This window comes from Psychrobacter sp. FME13 (assembly GCF_014861395.1).
Classification (GTDB): Bacteria; Pseudomonadota; Gammaproteobacteria; order Pseudomonadales; family Moraxellaceae; genus Psychrobacter.
In genome coordinates this window covers 1-21,870 of the sequence record NZ_RRYV01000047.1, presented here as the reverse complement: position 1 = coordinate 21,870, position 21,870 = coordinate 1, and the positions used below count along the sequence as shown (strand labels likewise).

Here is a 21,870-nt window from a genome sequence, read left to right as displayed (position 1 = left end):
ACGTTACTTTAATCAAAATCTCTTATCAGCTGTCCTAAATTAGTTGACCACTACACATACCTCACAGCACCAACGCTCTTTTGCTCGCATATACGGAATGTCTGCTGGTATCTGTAAAGGGCACACATAACCACAGTACTCGCATCGCACATCATCTAAATAAGCAAAACACTCACCGATTGTCTTGAATAGTACTTGTGCGCTAATATCATACTTTTCACAGACCGCTTCTACATGAGCAATATAATCACCTTTATTATCATATGACCAGTAATCCTCACAGATTCTTAGATCTCGTGCGTTCTGCGTCATATTCGGCTGAAGCTTTACATTCATCATATTCTCCTTAGTAGCCACCATAGCCAGGCTGCGGTAATAGCTCATAAAGCTCGCTCTGAAGCTGACAACGCATATCCTCAATCACATAGTCAATACTCGCATCTAAGCGCTTCTGTACCCATATACGCATCGCCATATCGTTATTAAAACAGCGCTTTACTCCTAAGAAGCGTGCGAGGTTATGACCCGATGAAATATACAACTCATGCATCAATGCATTAGCAATAACATTCGCATCATTGCTGATTGCACCGTCGGGTTTAAACTCAGCAAACAGCTCTTCATAATTGATGATTGTCATTGTGACGTCTCCTTGTCAGTCTGTTTATTCCTGATGAGTGCTTCAGTGTCAAAGCTATTCGATGCGCTGGTTAACTTCTCCTTGCTCGCTAATAGCAAGTTATCCATTGCTGAGCCATCCTGTCGGGTAATATCAGGAACATAGCGGCTATACACCCGAAACAGCATCTCCGTACTACTGTGACCCATCTGCCGTGCTATCCATTCAGGATTCTCACCAGCAGCGAGCCAAAGCGTCGCTGCCGTATGCCGAGTCTGATAAGCACGCCGGTGTTTAAGACCGAGTAGGGCAAGCGTAGGCTTCCATACCCGCCTGTTCACATTGCGATACTCCATCGGATTGCCTTGTGAATTGCAAAAAACGAACTCTGACTTACCAAAGGTACGAGTCTTTTGCTCTTGTAGTGCGTCATACACTAACTGTGACATCGCAATATCACGTTGTGAGCCCAACGTCTTAGTTGGACCCATCTCACCGTTTACTAACGCACCACGGATACTGATCTCACGGCGATCAAAGTTAATGCAGTCCCACTTGAGCCCATCAATCTCACTGGTACGCATCCCAGTAAAGAAGCGAATGGTATAGTAGGGCTTATAGTCAGCACGGACATGCTTTAAAATCAGCCATACCTCACTCAATGTAAACGGGTTTACATCCGGACGAGCTTGCTTGAGATTCTTAATATTTTTATAAGGCATCTCAAACTCATGGCGATCTGATGCTTCTTCTAGTATCATACGAAGAAGTATCATGATCTGATTGATTCGTGCTACTGACAGACTTGACTGACCATCTTTACCGTAACGAACTTTGGCGAGAGAGCTACGGAAGGTCAGCAAGTCTGGTTTTTTTATCGCATGTACCGCTTTGCCACCAAACTCAGGTAACAAGTACTTATTCAAGATGATCTGCGTCTTTTGCCGATAGCTCGGCCGCCATTCAATCTTCTTCTCCTCATACCAAATCTCTGAAAACTGCCTAAAGGTAGGGTTGCGACTGATACAAGCTTCCGCTCTATCAGCCAGTGCATTCATTTCCTGCGCTCGTTCACTCTTTGGGAAGTAAGCCGCGTAGTCAAAGATACCTAGGGTGATTTCAGCTTCCATTTTTTCGATAATTTTAGCCAGCTTCTTTCGATTAGCTAGAGTGTCTGTGAGATTAGTCGTCTCACGGCAACGCATATTCATATATCGAAAATCTACGAATAGCTTGCCACGTCTCGATCTTATTGAGGCCATTGTTTGACTCCTTGTTTGAATAATACTTACTGTAAAGCCATACCGTTGATGGCACTCATAACCGGCTTGCACATATCTTCTTCGATACGCTCCCATACGTACAAAATCTTGCGACCGCCGAAAGGACGAATGTAATGGATGTTTTCAATCAAAACAGTGTCTTTCATTTGATTGCGGATAGTACGTGCGTCGTATTTGATACGGTCGGCTAATTCTTGAGTAGTGAGATAAGTCTGTGACATAATAGTTCTCCATGTGAAATAAATTTACTATTAGTGAATGATTAGTTATCACTAATGAGTACATATTATCTATAAATATTATCACTTGCAAGCACTTTTTTATCACTTTAGGGATTTTATATATGATTAAGCTCAATTTACCTGTTTTATTTGCACAAAGAGGTATCCGTGTAGCTGATGCTGACAGGATGTCTAAACTAGGAAGATCTACTTTGTATCGAATGTACAATAATGAAGTCACTAGAATAGACTTTGATTCATTAAATGAGCTTTGTAAGCTTTTAGATTGCACGCCCGGAGATATTATCCTCTATGAAGAAGATGAAGTTTGTGAGGAAGGGGGTTCAGAAGAAAGTTAGAATGTTTAACAGAATGGTTGTTTGGAGTGTCTTGAAAATCATCAAGATTAGCGCCGATAAATATTCTACTTGTCCTAATTGTTTTCAAATATTAGGTTGTGGTCATGACTGTTTAAACGACAATTAGTTTTTGATGTTATAAAACTACAGTGCATTTCAGAAAAATTAGACCTCTGAGAGACACGTTTTTTGCTGAATTGAGGTTGGGTTCAAAAATTAGCATAGTGCCAAATTTACTAGGTTGGGTGTCATGATGATTTTTGAACCAAAAATAGCTATGTTGTGGTCAGATACGTATACGCAGTTTTAGGGGAGGGCACGGTTTGGGCACCAAATGGGCACCGCACCGAAAACGAGCTTTTTGATTGAGTAGCTAAACTTAACTTAAACAGAAAATATATTTCGAAATATCTTCTACAAGCCTTAAAAATCGGACAAAAAAAAGCCTCACTGTTAAGTGAGGCTTTTTAAGTATTTGGAGCGGGAAAAGAGATTCGAACTCTCGACCCCAACCTTGGCAAGGTTATGCTCTACCACTGAGCTATTCCCGCTAATTATCAATTAACTATCGTCAGTTGATGAAGGCGTATTATACGCAGTTTTTTTGACTTGTCAACACTTATAATAAAAAAAATAAAAGTTAGCAAAACAGGCATATTATCTAACCACATAGATATGTTATAACAGTTTCTTATAATAGGTATTCCAAAAAATTTGCATGAGATAAATAGACTGGAATACTCATTATAAGTCACTTCAACCATAAAAAATTATCAGTACTTATCATGGTAATTCATAAGGATAAAAAATGACTCAACAATATACCATCGCCGACTATTTGTTTGATCGTGTCGCAGAAGCGGGCGCCTCTGAGATATTTGGTGTACCTGGCGATTTTAATTTAACTTTTTTAGACAATATTCTTGCGTCTGATAAATTGCGCTGGATCGGTAACACCAATGAGCTAAATGCGGGTTATGCTGCTGATGGTTATGCTCGCGAGCGTGGGTTTGCCGCGATGGTGACGACGTTTGGTGTAGGGGAGTTGTCCGCGATTAATGCCACTGCAGGCTCTTTCGCTGAGTACGCGCCTGTATTGCATATCGTGGGTGCACCAAGTACGGAAGTACAAGACTCAAAGCGCCGTATTCATCATTCGCTTGGTGATGGTGTATTTAACCATTTTATTAAGATGGTAGAGCCAGTGACGATAGCACGAGCGCAGATCACACCAGAAAACGCCGCCTCAGAAATTGATCGTGTCATTCGTTTGATTCTTAAAAAGCACCGCCCAGGCTATATATTGCTGTCACCTGACGTTGCAAAAATGCCAATTTATCCACCAACGACCAAGCTTGATGATAGTCAAGAAGATATTACTAGCCAAGCAGCATTGGCAGATTTTAGACAAGCGCTTATAGATTTTTTGCCAAACAAAACCACGACGCTGATGGCAGATTTGATGGTACATCGTTTAGGACTGCAAAATCAGCTCAAAGCACTCATCGCTGATACGGATATTCCTTATACCACGCTGTCGTGGGGCAAAACGCTATTGGACGAACACAGTGAGCGCTGGGCAGGAACGTATGCGGGTGTGGCATCACGTCCTGTGGTCAAAGACGCGGTAGAAAACTGTGAATGTCTTATCAAAATTGGCGTGCAATATACCGATACCACGACCGCAGGGTTTAGCCAAGATATCAATGAAAAAGTGGTGGTAGATTTGCATTATGAGCGCGCCTCTATCAGTGGTCGGAACTTTGCACCGATTGCGCTAAAGGATGCGTTACAAGTTTTGCATGAGGTCATGACATCAGGTATTGATATCGTGCCTAAGCAGTTCTGTAGAGAGGTAAAACCTCATGAACAACAAGGTAAAGATGATGAACCTATCAGGCAGGATGATCTGTGGCATATCATTGCCGATTGCTTAGATGATAATAACTTGGTGTTTTCTGAACAAGGAACGGCTTATTTTGGCATCAGTGATGTACGCTTGCCGCAGGGTGTTACCTCTTATGGTCAGCCCATGTGGGGATCGATTGGCTACACCTTGCCTGCCAGCCTAGGCGCAGCCATTGCCTCGCCAGACAAACGCAGCGTTCTATTGGTTGGTGATGGCTCTGCGCTGTTAACAATCCAAGAAATAGCAGTGATGATTCAAGAGCAAATCAACCCAGTTATTGTGTTGATTAATAATGATGGCTATACCGTCGAGCGTGCGATTCATGGTGAGCATCAATCTTATAATGACATTCCTAAATGCAACTGGCAGTTAATACCGCAAGCATTTGGTGCCACGGATGAAAACAGCTTAATTATTAAAGTAGAGACAGCGGGTGAGTTAAAGTCCGCTCTCGAAAAAGCAGCCATTGTCACTGACAAGCTCGTAATGATAGAAGTCATTGCTGATAAGCATGATATTCCACCATTATTAGCAGATATTAGCGCAGCACTAAAGCCTTCTTAATATGATCAATCTTCTATAAAAGAGTGACTGAATTAATTTTAACACCCCTATTTGGTACGATGCCAAATAGGGGGTTTTTTATATTTTATGATTCTCATTATTTATTCTAGGATATTTTGTTCTGTATGCTCATTATCGTGATAAATTAGGCGATTAATATGCGACAGGAAAGAGTAGCTCATGATTTGGCTAAAAATGCTTATTGGTGCCTTGATGGTATTGGCAATTCAATTATTTGCACAAACTCGGTTTTTTTATTTGGCGGCGCTTGCACCACTTTTCCCCACTTTTACGTTAATCAGCCATTTTATTGTGGGTACTGAGCGTAATCCTGCTGATTTAAAGGTTGCTTTGATATTTAGTATGCTCGGCGTCATACCTCATCTTATCTATACTTTTGTAGTGTTTTTTAGCATCGGCTATGTCAGTCTTTATAAAGCCTTGATGCTGGGTGTGGTAGCTTGGATGATTGCTGCTGCTATTTTGGTCATTGCATGGCAGTACATACAAGCTTAAAGAGATATGGTTAACCTTGTCTTGCCACTTGTATAACCATAAGAGCGTTGTCTATAAAAAATATTTATAGATAATTTTTATAGACAGGGTGGTAGATGTTATTCTTGATAGCATTAAAACATACAGTTTAGGAGTAATAAGATCACAGATTGAATAACTTGAACCATAATATTGTCGCAACGATTTAGTTTATCACCATTTATAAAAATAGGGCTTAAAAAAAGATGGATACCTTAAATATCCTATACCTTGTAGGAGCATTGTTAATTTTTGCCAGTATTATGGCAAGTACATTGTCAGCACGCTTAGGCGTTCCATTGTTATTATTGTTTTTAATGGTGGGCATGTTGGCAGGCGAGCAGGGTATCTTGGGTATTGAATTTTCTCAATATCCGCTAGCCAATTTCGTCGGTCAGGCAGCCCTAGCTTGTATCTTGCTCGATGGTGGTTTACGTACCTCGTTTAAATCGTTCCGAGTGGGTTTAAAGCCTGCTATTACATTGGCAACTTGGGGTGTGTTTGCCACAGTGATGGTATTGGGCGTATTCATCACTTGGTTGCTTGATGTTGATTGGCGTTTTGGTCTACTGATGGCAGCCATCGTTGGTTCGACCGATGCAGCAGCGGTATTTTCTCTCTTACGAAATGGTGGTGTTAAGCTCAATGATCGTGTCCAGGCCACGCTTGAGTTAGAGTCTGGTGGTAACGACCCATTGGCTATCTTATTAGTCACGGGTTTGATTGCGCTAAATGTGGATCCGGCAGGGCAGAGCGTACTTGGATTTTTGGGTTTGCTTTTACAGCAGTTAGGTGTTGGCTTGGGCATGGGTTTGCTCTTTGGTTATTTACTATCACGGTTATTACCAAAGGTACATCTAGCCGAGGGCATGTATGCTATTTTAATACTGTCTGCAGGCTTGGCTGTTTTTGCCGCGACAAACCTGCTTGGCGGTAGTGGGTTTTTGGCGGTCTATCTCACAGGCGTGATGATTGGTAATCACAAGGTGCGATCGACCGAGCATGTCATGCGAGTGATGGATAGTTTTGCTTGGTTGTCCCAAGCGGTACTCTTCGTTGTTTTAGGACTCTTGGTCACACCGTCGAACGTCATTAATGTTTGGCATTATTCGGTAGCGATTGCCGCCTTTATGATTTTTATTGCTCGTCCTATTGCCGTATATAGTAGCGTCAAACCATTTAAGTTCAAGGACCGAGAAATTGGGTTTATCTCTTGGGTTGGCTTGCGTGGTGCGGTGCCTATTACGCTTGCTATCTTGCCTGTTATGGCAGGTATAGATAATGCGTTTATGTTATTCGATATTGCTTTCGGCGTGGTGGTTTTATCGTTGATTTTGCAAGGTACAACCATTCCTATTATGGCAAATCTGTTTAAGGTACGCATTCCAACAAATAAAGACCCGAAAGAAGAACATGAAGTTTGGGTATCTGATAAAGCCAGTATTACTTTGTATGAATTTGAAGTTCAATCAGGTGCTTTTGCCATCGGTCGACATCCTTTGGAAATCTCTAAGCGTGTCAATCCTGATGAAATTCGGATTTTTGCGTTAGTACGTGGACAAAAAATTATCGTGACTGATGAAGATACTAGGTTAAAGTTTGGTGATAGCGTTTGGTATGCGATGCGCGGAAATCATGCCAGTAAAATTGCTAAGATTTTTAATGACACAACGTTAAATCATAAAGCAATTGATGATTTTTATGGCGATTGGCTGCTATCACCCAGTGTAAAACTTGGTGATTTGCCATTTTTTACTGGAGTAATGTCTTCCGAGTCTCTAGTAGATACTCTAAAGTATAAACCTGAAAACGGTGTCAAAAACATGTGGGAACAAACCGTGGCGGAGTATGTAAAGCAACGTTTGGATACGGCCCCCGTTTCTGGTGATACTGTCGTAATTAGCGACGAGTGGTCATTAGTGATCAAAGAAGTCGATGACAAAGGACGGCTGAGAACTATTGGTTTAAAGTATCAAGAACCCCTAGCAGCTACACCATAAATTTTACCGCGCTATAGGACATATATGCACGTGCCCTATAGTAAATTCATCATTTTATTCAAAAAGTCAGCAACGTGTTTATGTTGGCTCTGCCGATACGCCCAATGATGCTCGACGGCATAACTGGCTTCCTCTCGTAGCAAGACTTTCATTAGGCCCATCTTCTCATAACGTGCTGCTAGGTCACGAGGTAAATAGCCAACATGATGACCGGCAAGAATCATCTGTGCGGTCGCTTCCATATGATAAGTAGTGGCGCTTAGCGTTTTGGGACGTACATGATGGATGCTGACATCCGTAATATAGCCACGCTTTATCCATGGATAGTTTTGTTCTAAACCTTCCAGTGTCAAACCTTCTGAATTATAAAATAGCCGATGTTCGCGTCCGCAGCATACCATTTGCCTTTCTACAAATGCTGGCTTGAACGTCAGCAATGGCGGAAAGCTGCCAAAATAACCAACACCAATATCACTTTCGTTGCTGAGCAATTTCTCTAGCATGTTCTCAGGGCTTTGTACGTCGATAGAAAAGTGTATCAATGGATTATTACGGTAGCTGCTTGCAAGTCGTTGTCTAAGTACCTCATAAAAAAAGTTAGGCATTTGATCGGTTAGGCAGAGTCTAATATGCCCGCCGTGAACGGAGTCTAATTGCTGAATATAATGCAGCTGATGTTGAAAGTTGGCGACTGATTCAGTAAAGGCGATGCAAGCCTCATAAACTGCTGCACCATCTTCTGTCAGCTTAAAGCCTGCGCGACCACGATGGCACAATGTCATACCGAGACGATCTTCTAAGTGCGTCAAATGACCACTGATCACTGAGGGAGTGAGGTTTAAGCGCGTCTGAGCCGCTGTCACCCCCTGACAGTCTACGATGGCCATAAAACTACGCAGGGTTTTTATGTCTATTTTTATCAACTCATCTAATATCAAGAATTAGCCTCCAATAAATACCTTTTTGATAAATACTCCGTTCAACAAACTTCTGCTAATAACGTATAAGTCTGCTTTACTACGAAAATTTAGAAGTTTACTTCTGAATTTTACCATGGTTCAGCACCTTATATTTAGGTATTGTCAAAGGTATGTAGCAAATTGTGTATTTTCACTAACAGGTAATAAAGAGGTAATTTATGAGCTTCAATCAGCCACTAAGCGGTAACGAGATGCCAAGATTTGGCGGTTTCGCTTCTATGATGCGCCTGCCAACTCAAGCCGACGCCAAAGGATTAGATGTAGCGTTTGTTGGCGTACCACTAGATATTGGCGCATCCAACCGTAGTGGTGCAAGATTGGGTCCTAGACAGATTCGTGATGAGTCAAGAATGATTCGTCCCTACAATGTGGCGACTCGTGCTGCACCTTTTGAGTCATTACAAGTCGCTGATATCGGCGATGTCCCTATCAATACATTCAACCTGCTAAAAAGCGTCGATATCATCGAACAATTCTATACCGATAAAATCGTTAAACACGATGCTATCCCATTAACGCTAGGCGGTGACCATACCATTGCACTTCCTATCTTACGTGCGCTTGCCAAAAAACACGGCCCTGTTGGTATGGTACATATCGATGCTCATGCAGATATCAATGATGATATGTTTGGCGAAAAAATCGCTCACGGCACGCCATTTCGCCGTGCTGTCGAAGAGAACCTAATCGATGGTAATCGTGTGGTACAGATTGGATTACGTGGGACAGGCTATAGCGCTGAAGAATTTGATTGGTCAACTGAGCAGGGCTTTCGCGTGGTGCCTGCCGAGGAGTGCTGGTACAAGTCACTAGCACCCTTGATGGCAGAGGTACGTGAAAAGCTAGGCGATGGTCCTGTCTACTTAAGCTTTGACATCGATGGTATTGACCCTGCGTTTGCCCCAGGTACGGGTACTGCTGAAATTGGTGGTTTGACCTCAACGCAAGGTATCGAAATTGTGCGTGGTATGCGTGGTCTAGATGTGGTCGGCGGCGATTTGGTAGAAGTATCACCGCCTTATGACCCATTTGGTAACACTTCTGTATTAGCGGCGAATTTGTTGTTTGAGATGCTATGTATCTTGCCCGGTGTGCGTTATGACGATGACAAGACTAAAGCTGTTTAATAGACATTTTATCATAATGTTAATTCACTCATAGTGAGCATCACATTGAGATTGATTATCAGCAGTCGTTAGTTAGGGTTGTCGCATAGGATGATTGTTTTAGTAAAAGATATGAGTGGATAGTCGAAACATCACCAGTGTCATCAGTACATTTGGTTTGCTGGTATTAATCTAACTTGGTTAAGGAAAGTCATAATGAGTAAGCCTCCTTCGTTTTTTGGTCAAGACACGCTCTCTCCAAATGAAGCTGGACACAGCTTGGGTTCAATTGGTACGTTTGCGCTGTGGTTTGGTGCCAACATCGTAGTCACTACCATCTTAACTGGGATGTTGTTGGTACCAGATCTACGATTTACCACTGCTATAACGACCGTACTCATTGGTTCTTTAATCGGTGCAATTCCACTGCTTTTGGTTGGTCTGATGGGGCAGCGTACTGGCTTGCCATCGATGGCTCTGACACGTAGAGCTTATGGACCACTTGGTAGCCAGTTGATTTCACTGGTAAACATGGGTGTGCTCATTGCATGGAGTTGTATTCAGGCGCTGCTCGCTGGCATGAGTCTGAACTACGCGATTGAAGCCACCACGGGTTATAGTAATCTGCCACTGTTTGTAATCTTATGCGAGACCGTTGTGGTACTGATTGTACTACGTGGCCACCTTGGTATTGAGCTTGTCGAACGCTGGGCGGCTCTCGCGATGGCCGCACTTACCGTTATAGTGCTTTATCAGCTAAACCAACATTATGATGTATCGACACTGTTTGATATGCCAGTTGAATCACGTAATGGTATTACGTTAGGTATTGCGTTTGATATCGTCATTGCCACGGCGTTCTCTTGGATGTCTTCAGCAGCTGATTACAACCGAAATTGTAAAACATCAAAAATCGCAGTATGGGGAACTTATTTTGGTTATCTCATGGCAGCTATCGTTGCTATGGGCTTGGGCGCTACGATCTCAGGGCTTTCTATCCTAAATGGTATGGAGCAGACTTACGATCCGACGCGCTTGTTAGCTGACTTCGGTTTTGGTTTACCAGCTGCTCTAGTTATCTTCTTTTCAGTCATGACTACTAACGTTATGGCGGTTTATAGTGCCACGCTATCTTGTATGAACATCGCACCCAATATGAGCTTTTGGAAACCTGCACTTATCATCGGTTTAGTTACTATTTTTGGTGCACTGATACCAGGTATTTTAGATCAGTTCCAAAACTTCTTGTTAATCGTTGGCGCACTGTTTATCCCCGCATTCTCAGTCATGATTGTTGACTACTATCTTGTTGGGAAAGAAGACTATACGGCAAAGCTGCTTGATTCGACTAAACAACTAGGTCGTCCTACTGCAAAGATTGCTATCGCAGCATACCTAATTGGTGCAGCGCTCGCTGCATACTGGACCCTGATAGCACCGCCATCTTTTGGCGCTTCATTACCTGTCTTTATCATTACTGGTGGGCTTTACTGGTTAGGTGCGACTCTGTTTATTCATCCTAATAGTGCTGTTAAGCCAGCTGAAAAGGAGACGTCATTATGAGATTGATGATTGCTCAAACCAATCCTGTGCTAGCGGAAGCGGCTAATAATTTAGAAGTTTTAGAGCTATTGTGTCGCACCGCAGCAGAGACCAAAGTAGATCTACTGGCGCTCCCTGAGCTAGCTTTCACAGGCTACAACATCTTTGAACGTCTTGACGATTTGGCTGAGTCGATCGATGGTTCAATCGTGACTAAAGCAGCTAAGCTTGCTGATAAATACAACTTGCATTTGCTGTTCGGTTTGGCTGAACGGCAGTCCAGTGGCGAGTTAGCTAACGCTGCCATACTGCTAGATGATAATGGGCGGCACCTTGCGACTTATCATAAACGGCATTTGTGGGATCGCGAAAACGAGTTTTTCATAGCTGGTCAGCAATCTTGTGTGGTTGATACTCGATTCGGTAAATTAGGATTGATGATTTGCTACGATAATGAGTTCCCAGAGGTGGCAAGAGAACTGGCACAAGCTGGGGCAGAAGTCATACTGTCACCTACCGCAAATATGCTACCAAACACAGAGCGGCAGGTACTACAAATCCGCGCTCGGGCAATGGATAACCAATGCTTTGTCGCTTGTATCAATCGCTTAGGTATAGAAGACACGCTCCATTACTGTGGGAATAGCATCGTCGCTGGTCCTGATGGTGAGGTTCTTGGCCGACTTGGTTTATCGGCAGGCACAATGATAGTAGATATCGATCTTGCCTGTATCGACGAGAGCCGCACGCACCAAAACTATCTTAAAGACCTGCGTGTTTTTAATGATGCTCATATCGTTAATGGAGCTGACTCATGAGTGATCAGTCATTACCACGTATCAAACCAAAAAACTGGTATCGAACCACCCCGCTCAGTGATGGTGTTACGCTCATTGACGAGCCGTGGATTAAGCCTTTTTTCCGTTGTAATCTGTGGCACGTGCGAGGCAGTCAGCGAGATTTATTGGTAGATTTTGGCTTAGGTGCTGTACCATTGCGCCGCCACGTTGCTTTGCTCGCTGATCGCGATATCGTTGGTGTTGCCAGTCATACGCATTTTGACCATATTGGAGCGGCTAATGAGTTTGACTGCTGTCATGTACATTCTGCTGAAGCCCACATTCTCGCTGAGCCAGACAACGCTCGCACCTTAGCTGATATGTTTGTCAATGATGAGATGTTTGATGCGCTACCTCCTGAGCCTTATGCTCATTGTGGCTATAAAATCGCTGCCCCAGCGAAAATTATGCAACTTGAGGATGGGGATGTGATTGACTTGGGCAATCGTCAATTTGAAGTAATTCATACGCCCGGTCATTCCCCAGGTGGTATCGCCTTATGGGAAGCTGCTAGCGAAACGCTGATTTCTGGTGATCTTATCTATGACGGTCCATTGATTGAAGATACGTGGCATAGCAATATGTCCGACTACGCCAAGAGCATGCGCCGCTTAAATGCATTACCTGTACGTGTGGTACATGGGGGTCATTTTCCTAGCTTTTCAGGTAAACGCTTAAACGTCATGATTGATGATTGGTTACGGCACCATGACTTGTGATTAATATCATTTAATACATATTATTAAAAATAACTAACCAATACAAAAACCTTATCTAAATAATTATTATACTTTTCAGGATGACTGACCCATGACCCAATTGACGCAAACGTCTTCTGCATTATCAGAAACCACCTCTCTAACCTGTGGTGAGCTACTGGTACAGTGGCTAGAGTACTATGGGGTAGAGACTGTCTTTGGCATCCCTGGCGTACATACGGTAGAGCTGTATCGCGGCTTGCCTAGTACCAATATCCGTCATGTGACACCGCGTCATGAGCAGGGCGCTGGGTTTATGGCGGATGGCTACTACCGTGCTTCTGGCAAGGTCGGGGTTTGTTTTATTATCACGGGCCCCGGCATGACCAATATAATGACAGCGATGGCGCAGGCGATGGCTGATTCGATACCGATGCTAGTCATCTCTAGTGTCAACAAAGTCAAAGACACGGGTAGCGGTGAAGGACATTTGCATGAGCTGCATGATCAGCAGGGTATGGTCAGTAAAGTAGCTCTGACCAGCAAAACTATTTGGCAACCTGAATCGCTACCGACAATGATTGCAGAAGCCTTTGCTTTATTTAATGGTGCGCGTCCGGGACCAGTACATATTCAGTTACCTATCGATATCATCATTGCTGATGCCAGTCATGTCGCTAAGCCACCTAAGTTAAATGCTGCCGCAACTGGCCAAGCTGATACAAATAGCTTGAGCCTACCACAGGTTACTAGATCACTGCCGAATCCTGCGCAATTAGACCTGATTGTACAGTCACTAAAAACCGCGAAAAACCCTGTAATACTTTATGGTGGCGGCTGCGTCGATGTCGATCACGATGCACAGCGATTGGCAGAGCTGATAGATGCGCCAACGTTTTTGACAATTAATGCCAAAGGCTTGCTGCTACCTGGTCATCCATTAAGTTTGGGTAGCAACCAGTCATTAGCCGCAGGTCGAGCCGTGATTACCGAAGCAGATTGGGTGCTAGCGATTGGTACTGAGCTTGGTGAGACTGACTACGATGTGTTCTTTAACGGTGAGTTCCAGATAAATGGCACGCTGGTACGTATCGATTGTGATGCCCAGCAACTGCAGCGTCCATTTAGAGCAGATATCGCGGTACTGTCCGATGCACAGATGGCGATTAGTGGTCTATGTAGCCGCTTAGAACATCAGGCACTCGATCATCAAGCACTGTCACGTGTTAATGAGGCAAAACAAGCCATATTGAAGGATGTAACAATAGACTTTGCTGGTCAAAATGCATTATTAAAGCTGATCCGAGATGAGGTGGAAGACGTCATATTTGTTGGTGATTCAACGCAGCCTGTCTATAGCGGTAACCTTGGCTTTGAAGCCTTAGCACCGCGTAAATGGTTTAACTCATCGACAGGTTTTGGCACCTTGGGTTATGGCTTGCCTGCTGCTATCGGAGCCATGGTTGGCTCAAACTTGCCTGTCGTCAGCTTGATGGGGGATGGCGGTATCCAATTTACGATTGCCGAGCTCATCTGTGCAGCCGAGCTTGAGTTGCCATTGATTATCTTATTATGGAACAACCAAGGCTACGGTGAGATTCGTCGGTATATGGAAGAGGGCGGTTTACCAGTGATTGGTGTCAATATTAAAACGCCAGATTTTGCGCCACTAGCAGCAGGGTTTGGGGCTGGCTATCGCAGAATCACCGATAAGCAGCAACTATTAGCCGCATTAAAAACAGACACTAAGGGTAAACAGCCAATCATTTATGAGATTGATGAAGCGGATGATTTTTTAAAAGAGATAGCTGAGACAGTCACTTATTTTAGTTAAGAGTGCTGATGTTCATAACTTTATAAAGTGACAAACGCTGATTACGCAAGGAAGTATGTTCATGCCGCCAAACGCTAAAAAATGGTCAGAAAACAGACACAAGCAAATATCGTGTTTGTTGACCGACCTTGCGGCTGTTGTTGGTACGACCAACCTATTAACAAAAGCAAGCCAGCAGCAGTCCTATGTACAAGGTGCGATTGAAGCCATCACAGACGCTACCGCAGCAGTTGTGATACCAAATTCTCTAGTGGCACTATGGCGAGTCATTAATATCTGTGCAGCTGCCGATGCAATCATCATTGCTCAAGCGGCTAATACAGGCTTAACAGGTGGCTCCACTCCAAACGGAGACTATGATCGACCGCTAGTAGTGATCTCTATGCAGTCATTGGGCGGTGTGCATTTACTCAATAATGCAGCAGAGCTGGTTGCTTTGCCAGCTGCTACTTTGCAGCAATTAGAGTCTATCCTTGCGCCATTAGGGCGTGAGCCGCACTCAGTATTAGGCTCTAGTTGTGTTGGTGCATCGGTGATTGGCGGTATTTGTAATAGCTCAGGCGGGATGCTAGTACAGCGTGGGCCTGCATATACTGAGATGGCATTATTTGCTAGACGCAATGCCTCAGGAGCGTTTGAGTTAATCAATCATTTGGGGCTGGATTTGGGTTCGCATCCCGAAGAAATGCTAGAGAACTTGCAAGCTGGCACATTTAGCGAAGCCTCAAACAGCACAAGCGATATTCAAGCTTGTACCAACCAGCATTATCAACACAAAGTTCGTGATTGTGAGGCAACGACACCTGCTCGATTTAACAATGATCCTAATGGTCTGTATGAAGCGTCTGGTTCAGCGGGTAAGGTTATTGTATTTGCGGTGAGGGTAGCGACCTTTGCTAAACCAGAGCGAGAGCAAACGTTTTATATCTCGACCAATGATGCGGATACTTTAACCACACTCAGAACACAATGGTTAAAGAGTGAGCTCACGCTGCCTATCTTGGCTGAGTATATGCATGGGGATTACAACGATATCACGATGCGCTATGGTCGCGACACTTGCTTAAGTATGCGAAAGCTGCCTGCCAATAAGATAGGTGCGCTATATCGATTGCAGGCAAAGATTGGCTATTATCTGGATAAATGGCATCTGCCAAAGACGCTGCCAGATCGGATATTGCAACTGTTATCGAGACTTATGCCGCAATCGTTACCCGAATCTTTGAGTAAACAAGCGCTCGCATATAAATACCATTTGATTATAAAAGTCGCAGATGGCGTTGATGGTATTGGCGGCAACAACAACATCACCGCTGCGCAGACATTTTTGCAAAACCATCTACAGCAGTATCAAGGTGCGTTGCATGTATGTACAGCATCCGAATCGCAGTCGTTATTGGTGTTTCGCAGTGCCGCGACCGCTGCCATGTTTCGTTATTACGATTTAAGTCAAGATAAATTAAGCCAAGACAAATTTGGCGAGCTGTTATCGACTGATATTGCCTTACCTAGAAATGCTGTAGATTGGGATGAGGCTTTACCTAATTCCTTACAAGAACAAGTCAGCAAAACTTTTTATTTGGGGCATTTTTTCTGTCATGTCATGCACCAAGACTATTTATTGAAACCCAATATCAATGCCAAGCAGTTCAAGGATGAGTTGCTGGCATTTTATGACCAACGTCATATCGAGTATCCGGCGGAGCACAATGTGGGGCATGTGTATCCTGCTAAAACCGAACTACATCGTTTTTATAAAAAACTGGATCCAACCAATTCGCTAAACCCAGGTATTGGTCAGACAGAGAAATGGAAAAACTGGCAATCATCGCCCATTAAGGAGAAGTTAAATGACGAATGCTATTGATAAGTCGCAGCAGCCGATTTTAGGGAACAACACTGTCGACCCAGAAACGCCGCAGGCAGGACAATGGCGCGATGCCATGTGGAAATTTTTATTATTTTCAGCGTTAGGGATTGGGTTATTTATCATACCCTTCCAGTGGGATGGCAAAGTCACTATTTTATTGGGTGTATTGACCGATACGTTGCAGGCCATGTTGGGTGGTTTTGTGGCTTATATTACCATGGCAATCGTGTCTATTTCTTTCATCGGAGCTCTGGCGGTTAAGGTACTAAAGCCCAACTTAAAAGAGAACTCATTGGCAAAAAACCTCTTTGATGTGGATTGGTTTTGGTTGATCACGCGATTTTTGGGCATGTTATTTGTTTGGATGATTTATCTACAGGTCGGCCCTGAGTTTATTATCAATCGTAATACGGGCGGCGTCATTTTTGAAGATTTGATTCCCATTTTGATTCCACTGTTTTTCTTCGCCATTTTGTCACTACCATTCTTGACTGACTTTGGTTTGATGGAGTTTTTGGGTACTTTAGCCAGTAAGATATTCATTAAGCTGTTTAAATTGCCAGGTCGCTCTGCTGTCGATGCCATGTCTTCTTGGTTTGGCGCCGCATCTATCGGTCTGCTAGTCACCATGCAACAGTATGACAAGAGCTTCTATAGCCAGCGCGAAGCATCTATCATTGCCACCACATTCTCAGTGACCTCTATCGCCTTTACCTACGTAGTGGCCAAAACCATCGGTGTGGACAATAACTTCGTCTACTTTTATTTGACTATTGCACTCACAGGGTTTATCGCTGCGATCATTATGCCGCGTATACCGCCATTATCACTTAAACCTGACACATATCACGCTGGCAAGAGCATGCTAGATGAGGGTATTCCTGCACAGTACACCACTTATCAATGGGCACTCAATCGTGCCGTCACCCGCGCCCATTCTATGCCCAGCCTAGGTTATGTGTTCAAGCGCAGCGTTGGTAATTTGTTTGATATATATTTTGGATTGATCCCTGTTATTTTTGCTATCGGAACCATTGGTCTTGGTTTGGCAGAGTACACGCCTGTCTTTAACTGGTTAGCAACACCGCTCGTGCCACTGCTTGAATGGTTACAAATCCCAGAGGCTGCAAAAGCAGCACCAGCCATGATTATGGGCTTTGCGGATATGTATTTACCCGCCTTGATCGGTAAAAGTATTGAGAGTGAGATGACAAGGTTCATTGTTGGTGCTTGCTCCATCACACAGATTATTTATATGTCTGAAGTTGGTGCGCTGATCTTGAAGTCAAACATTAAGTTAAATGTGCTAGAGCTGTTCATAATCTTTATGTTCCGTACGATCATTAGTTTGGTGGTTATTACATCAGTGGCGCACCTATTGTATTAACCACAAGACTGTATTAACCGCAGATACAGGGCTAAAAAATATCTAGCTTAACAGTAAGACATAAATAATCGGTTTTTCTGTCATCAGATAAACCGATTATTTAATCGATAGTGTTAAATATATAAAAATAATTTTATTAAAAATATAAGGAGATGGACCATTATGGAAATGCTGAAGTCTAAAGACCTAACCAGAGAAACTGCTAGTCAAACCGCTCAAAATGAAGTTGTATTAAATGCCGCTTATATCAATGGTGACTGGGTTACGATCGAAGCGCCTGCACCTGACACTGGCATTGACACTGATAATGCAGGTTCTAATAAAACAAATAATCATGCTTTGTATGATCCAAACTCGGGTGAGGTGATCGCAACGACGCGCTTATGCACCAGTGCCCATGTAGCGCAGGCAGTCGAAGCGGCTGATGCAGCGTTTGCTAGTTGGTCACAAACCGCTGTTAGTGAACGTGCACACTATCTAAATGCCATTGCAGACTCTATGGAGCAGCAATTTGATAAATTGGTTGGGCTGTCTGTATTAAACAACGGCAAGCCAATTGAAGAAGCAAAAATAGACGTCAGTGATGCCATTGCCTGCTATCGTTATTATGCCAATATCATCATAAAACAAGCGACTTTATCTGAGGTGCTGACCAATGAGCCGGCCGTACGCTTGCTAAAAACCTATGCGCCAGTGGGTATTTGTGCACTCATCACCCCTTGGAATTTCCCCATGGTGACGACTGCTTGGAAACTAGCGCCTGCGCTAGCAGCAGGCTGTACCGTGCTATTAAAGCCGTCTGAAGTGACATTATTACCAGAGCTCATGCTAGGTAATATCTTATCGGAGATAGGCTTGCCAAAAGGGGTGGTCAATATCTTACCTGGTGCGGCTGAAGTGGGTGCTGCTATGACCAGTCATCCATTAATTGACAAAGTCTCGTTTACGGGTAGTAATGTCGTTGGTGAAAAAGTCATGACTCAAGCAGCGAGAGGTATCAAAGACATCAGCCTAGAGCTGGGTGGTAAGTCTGCTATCGTCGTATGTGCAAATGCTGATATTGGCTATGCCTGTGATTTAATTATTGGCGGTATATTTGCCAATGCAGGTCAGATATGCTCAGCCACTTCACGTTTGCTTGTACATCAAGATATCGCTGAACAGCTGTATGAGACCTTAAAGGTTAAAACAACAAGTCTGCAAATCGGTGATGGTTTTGCGGCAGACACGTTAATGGGTCCATTAGTCAGCGAGCAGCAATTGAAACAAGTCAAAAAATACTTTGATATTGCCACTGCCGAACACCTTGATTGTCTGACTGGTGGCGAGTTAGTGAACGGCTCTGGGTATTTTGCTATGCCAACTGTCTATACCGATGTACCGACGACCAGTCAGTTATGGAAGGAGGAAGTGTTTGGGCCTGTATTAGTTAGTAGCACCTTTACCGACGATGCAGAAGCTGTTCGACTAGCCAACGATAGTAAACTTGCTCTAGCAGCGACCATCGTTAGTACCGATGAAACTGCTGCACTTGAGATGGCACTACAAATTAAAGCAGGGCATATCTGGATCAATGAGCAACAAATCGTACTGCCAGAAGCAGGGTGGGGCGGATTTAAGCAAAGTGGTATCGGACGCGAATTGGGCGGTGATGGACTGTCTGCTTATCAGAAAAGCAAGCATGTCTTATTGCCTTATTAAAAAATTAGGTTTGTTCAGGCTAAGGGCTAAGAGTAGGGGGCAATCATTAATCACTAGCCTGATTTTTATTGCGTAAAGTAACTTTACTAGACTAGAGTCACCATTCGATATAAAATTGAGCAATCATTCAAATTTATTGTTGTGGCTATTTTTATATAAGCCACGGCTTATGTAATGGAAAAGTTATGTCACGTACCGCACTTTATAATCGTCATGATTCATTAGAACGCGCGTTAAAACTTTTTTGGCAAAAGGGCTTTCACGCAACTTCTTTAAAAGACATAGAAGGGGCGCTAGACATGCGTCCGGGTAGTATTTATGCCGCATTTGGTAGTAAAGACGGATTGTTTCAAGAAGCCTTAGACTATTATGCTCGCTCAGGATTGACGGAGCTTGAACGCATATTAAGTAAAGAGCCGTCTCCATTATTGGGGCTGGCTGCTTACTTGCGTCAGCTCGGTGGCATTAGGGATAAAGAGCTGCCAAGTCGAGCTTGTCTGTTGGTCAAAAGTTTATTGGAGTTGGGCGCTCGTGAGCAGGCAACATTAGCAAAGGTTGAGATGCTATTGGCTGGTATGGAGACCCGTTTTATCGGCTATTTCACCGAAGCACAGCGCTTGGGTGAGATGGACAGTGCATTGGACGCAACTAGGTTAGGGCGCCGCTTACAGGCCGAAGTGATGGGGCTGCGAGCTTTTGCACAGCGTGATGTAGACAGTGCAGCAGTACATGCATTGGCTGAAGATATGGCACTCTCTATAGAAGCGCTACGTATCGATGAACATGCTACTGTTTAATCTTTATAATATTAAAAACTGATATCGTTAAAATCGATTTCACTAGAAATTGATACCACTAAAAACTGACATCGCTAAAAGTTAACACCATAAAAAAGGGTTGTAGAGGAACTGTATAGTCTCGGGCTACACAATTCCTCTACAACCCTTAATGTTATAAAACCAACCATCATTTAGATGAATTAGTCTGGCATATCAGCCAACTGCTGCAAAATGCTCTTATAGTTCTCAATACCTTGAGCACCGCTGATTAGGTGACGCTCATTAAAAACCATAGAAGGCACACTTTGAATGCCTTGTTGCTGCCAGTGTTGTTTTTCTTTTTCTACTGCTGCAGCAAACCGCTGGTCTGCTAAGACCGCTAATGCTTCGTCACGATCCAATCCAACCTCTGCCGCAACATCGGCAAGCACATTATGATCTGATATATTTTTATTATCGACGAAGTGTGCGACGAACAATGCTTGCTTTAGGTCATGCATACGCCCTTGTTGACTGGCCCAATGTAGCAGCTGATGCGTATTAAAAGTATTGTAAGTACGAAAGTCATCGGTAAACTGAAAATGAAATCCAGCTTCTGAACCTACTTCCGCCATTCTAGCTCGGTTCTCTTGAATGTTCTCAGCAGTGGTACCGTACTTCTCCATGATATGCTCACGATAGTTTCGTCCTTCGTGCGGCGTATTAGGATTTAACTCAAATGGATGCCAGTGAATCTCGTGCGGAGTGTTGGTTTGTTTTAATGCCTCGGCTAGTTGACTATAGCCAATAGCGCACCAAGGGCAGACCACATCTGACACGATATCTATTCGTAATGGCTTTTTTGAATCACTCATAGTGGCTCCTTATTTTATACTTATGCACATTGTATAAAGAGCCGTTCTAAATCGAATAATCTAATTGATGATACGACCCAAAACAGCCCTTCATGTTTTACACAACGTATATTTTATACAGTTGGACAGCTTTAATCAGTTAACTTTAATTAGTCAGCTTTGTGCCATTCAAAACTTTGGAAAGGCTTGTCAATTGGTGTATTGGCCAAATGGTTTGTGTAGTTACTCATTACTTTTTGTGCAGCAGCAAGTATGACTTCTAATACTTGACGTTTGGTAAAACCTGCATTCAAGAATGATTGTACGGCATCATCATTCACGTTACCACGGTCACGAATGACAGACAGGGTAAAGTCACGTAATGCTTCTAGTTTTGCCGTTGGTAGTGGTGTCTCATTACGTAATGCTTCAGTAATTGCGTCATCTACTTTCATGCTTTTTGCGATACCTGTATGTGCAGGGACGCAATAATGGCACTCATGTTCTACGTTGATGGTTTGCCATACAACAGTGGTTTCTTCATTATCAAAACTGCTATCTAAAAACAGTTGATGTAGCTGTTGGTAACCTTCGAGTAAGCCAGGCGCTTCAGCCATCACTGCATGTAGGTTTGGAATCATACCAAAGGCATTGATAGAGTTGTCTAGTAATGCTTGGCTTGCTTCTGGTGCGCTTTCTTTATTATGTAAAGTAAAATCAGTCATATTAAAACCTTTTAATCATTATTAATAAATTGGGTGGTGTTCTAAAAAGTATGCTGGCATCAGACGTAGCCATAATTGATGTAAAAG

The 21,870-nt window shown here is 43.3% G+C and carries 20 protein-coding genes and 1 tRNA gene; 13 read left to right on the top strand and 8 right to left on the bottom strand.

Features of this window, described 5'->3' with window-relative positions; translation table 11 throughout:
- Positions 1-39: 39 nt before the first annotated feature.
- The 4 genes from EI164_RS07875 to EI164_RS07860 are packed head-to-tail and all read right to left on the bottom strand — an operon-like array spanning position 40 to position 2,123.
- Positions 40-336 (bottom strand): hypothetical protein, encoded by a 297-nt coding sequence (locus EI164_RS07875; protein ID WP_225739178.1) that lies wholly within the window; start codon positions 334-336, stop codon positions 40-42.
- Positions 337-346: 10 nt separating this feature from the next.
- Positions 347-640, bottom strand: coding sequence for a hypothetical protein (locus tag EI164_RS07870; RefSeq protein WP_192519428.1), 294 nt, complete (start codon positions 638-640; stop codon positions 347-349).
- Positions 637-1,881, bottom strand: a complete 1,245-nt coding sequence (locus EI164_RS07865) for a site-specific integrase (RefSeq protein ID WP_192519427.1) — start codon at positions 1,879-1,881, stop codon at positions 637-639. Before EI164_RS07865 ends, EI164_RS07870 begins: the two co-directional genes overlap by 4 nt.
- A 26-nt stretch (positions 1,882-1,907) precedes the next feature.
- Positions 1,908-2,123: a hypothetical protein gene (locus tag EI164_RS07860; RefSeq protein ID WP_147222245.1), complete on the bottom strand. Its 216-nt coding sequence runs from the start codon at positions 2,121-2,123 to the stop codon at positions 1,908-1,910.
- 122 nt (positions 2,124-2,245) lie between these two features.
- Between EI164_RS07860 and EI164_RS07855 the strand changes: the two genes are divergently transcribed.
- Positions 2,246-2,482 carry a helix-turn-helix domain-containing protein gene (locus EI164_RS07855; RefSeq protein WP_192519426.1) on the top strand — a complete coding sequence of 79 codons (237 nt, stop codon included), beginning with the start codon at positions 2,246-2,248 and terminating at the stop codon, positions 2,480-2,482.
- A 476-nt stretch (positions 2,483-2,958) separates the two neighbouring features.
- On the opposite strand, the gene EI164_RS07850 is transcribed toward EI164_RS07855, so the two are convergent.
- Positions 2,959-3,033 (bottom strand) — tRNA-Gly (locus tag EI164_RS07850).
- Positions 3,034-3,290: 257 nt separating this feature from the next.
- Between EI164_RS07850 and EI164_RS07845 the strand changes: the two genes are divergently transcribed.
- The 3 genes from EI164_RS07845 to EI164_RS07835 all read left to right on the top strand — a co-directional run bounded on the left by EI164_RS07845 (position 3,291) and on the right by EI164_RS07835 (position 7,489).
- Positions 3,291-4,955, top strand: coding sequence for an alpha-keto acid decarboxylase family protein (locus tag EI164_RS07845; RefSeq protein ID WP_192519425.1), 1,665 nt, complete (start codon positions 3,291-3,293; stop codon positions 4,953-4,955).
- 180 nt (positions 4,956-5,135) lie between these two features.
- Positions 5,136-5,471 carry a GlpM family protein gene (locus EI164_RS07840; protein WP_192519424.1) on the top strand — a complete coding sequence of 112 codons (336 nt, stop codon included), beginning with the start codon at positions 5,136-5,138 and terminating at the stop codon, positions 5,469-5,471.
- A gap of 224 nt (positions 5,472-5,695) precedes the next feature.
- Complete coding sequence (locus EI164_RS07835) at positions 5,696-7,489, top strand: potassium/proton antiporter (protein ID WP_192519423.1); 1,794 nt, start codon at positions 5,696-5,698, stop codon at positions 7,487-7,489.
- Between the two features lie 35 nt (positions 7,490-7,524).
- Here the strand turns inward: EI164_RS07835 and EI164_RS07830 are convergent, their stop codons facing one another.
- Positions 7,525-8,412 carry a LysR family transcriptional regulator gene (locus tag EI164_RS07830; protein WP_225739179.1) on the bottom strand — a complete coding sequence of 296 codons (888 nt, stop codon included), beginning with the start codon at positions 8,410-8,412 and terminating at the stop codon, positions 7,525-7,527.
- A 215-nt stretch (positions 8,413-8,627) separates the two neighbouring features.
- On the opposite strand from EI164_RS07830, the gene speB reads away from it, so the two are divergent.
- The 9 genes from speB to EI164_RS07785 all read left to right on the top strand — a co-directional run bounded on the left by speB (position 8,628) and on the right by EI164_RS07785 (position 20,243).
- Positions 8,628-9,596: an agmatinase gene (gene speB, locus EI164_RS07825; RefSeq protein ID WP_192519422.1), complete on the top strand. Its 969-nt coding sequence runs from the start codon at positions 8,628-8,630 to the stop codon at positions 9,594-9,596.
- A 195-nt stretch (positions 9,597-9,791) separates the two neighbouring features.
- Positions 9,792-11,138 carry a purine-cytosine permease family protein gene (locus tag EI164_RS07820; protein ID WP_192519421.1) on the top strand — a complete coding sequence of 449 codons (1,347 nt, stop codon included), beginning with the start codon at positions 9,792-9,794 and terminating at the stop codon, positions 11,136-11,138.
- Complete coding sequence (locus EI164_RS07815; protein WP_192519420.1) at positions 11,135-11,935, top strand: carbon-nitrogen hydrolase family protein; 801 nt, start codon at positions 11,135-11,137, stop codon at positions 11,933-11,935. Before EI164_RS07820 ends, EI164_RS07815 begins: the two co-directional genes overlap by 4 nt.
- A complete protein-coding gene (locus tag EI164_RS07810; RefSeq protein WP_192519419.1) occupies positions 11,932-12,675 on the top strand; it encodes an MBL fold metallo-hydrolase in 744 nt (247 codons plus the stop codon). Before EI164_RS07815 ends, EI164_RS07810 begins: the two co-directional genes overlap by 4 nt.
- A 91-nt stretch (positions 12,676-12,766) precedes the next feature.
- Positions 12,767-14,488, top strand: a complete 1,722-nt coding sequence (locus tag EI164_RS07805) for a 5-guanidino-2-oxopentanoate decarboxylase (RefSeq protein ID WP_192519418.1) — start codon at positions 12,767-12,769, stop codon at positions 14,486-14,488.
- 61 nt (positions 14,489-14,549) lie between these two features.
- Positions 14,550-16,355 carry a D-lactate dehydrogenase gene (dld, locus tag EI164_RS07800; protein WP_192519417.1) on the top strand — a complete coding sequence of 602 codons (1,806 nt, stop codon included), beginning with the start codon at positions 14,550-14,552 and terminating at the stop codon, positions 16,353-16,355.
- Entirely contained in the window at positions 16,339-17,745 is a 1,407-nt protein-coding gene (locus tag EI164_RS07795) for a YjiH family protein (RefSeq protein WP_192519416.1), read from the top strand. Before dld ends, EI164_RS07795 begins: the two co-directional genes overlap by 17 nt.
- Positions 17,746-17,907: 162 nt before the next feature.
- Positions 17,908-19,446 carry an aldehyde dehydrogenase family protein gene (locus tag EI164_RS07790; protein WP_225739177.1) on the top strand — a complete coding sequence of 513 codons (1,539 nt, stop codon included), beginning with the start codon at positions 17,908-17,910 and terminating at the stop codon, positions 19,444-19,446.
- Between the two features lie 185 nt (positions 19,447-19,631).
- A complete protein-coding gene (locus EI164_RS07785) occupies positions 19,632-20,243 on the top strand; it encodes a TetR/AcrR family transcriptional regulator (protein WP_192519415.1) in 612 nt (203 codons plus the stop codon).
- Between the two features lie 182 nt (positions 20,244-20,425).
- Here the strand turns inward: EI164_RS07785 and EI164_RS07780 are convergent, their stop codons facing one another.
- Positions 20,426-21,079 carry a DsbA family protein gene (locus EI164_RS07780; protein WP_192519414.1) on the bottom strand — a complete coding sequence of 218 codons (654 nt, stop codon included), beginning with the start codon at positions 21,077-21,079 and terminating at the stop codon, positions 20,426-20,428.
- Positions 21,080-21,228: 149 nt separating this feature from the next.
- Positions 21,229-21,783 carry a carboxymuconolactone decarboxylase family protein gene (locus EI164_RS07775; protein WP_192519413.1) on the bottom strand — a complete coding sequence of 185 codons (555 nt, stop codon included), beginning with the start codon at positions 21,781-21,783 and terminating at the stop codon, positions 21,229-21,231.
- Positions 21,784-21,870 lie beyond the last annotated feature (87 nt).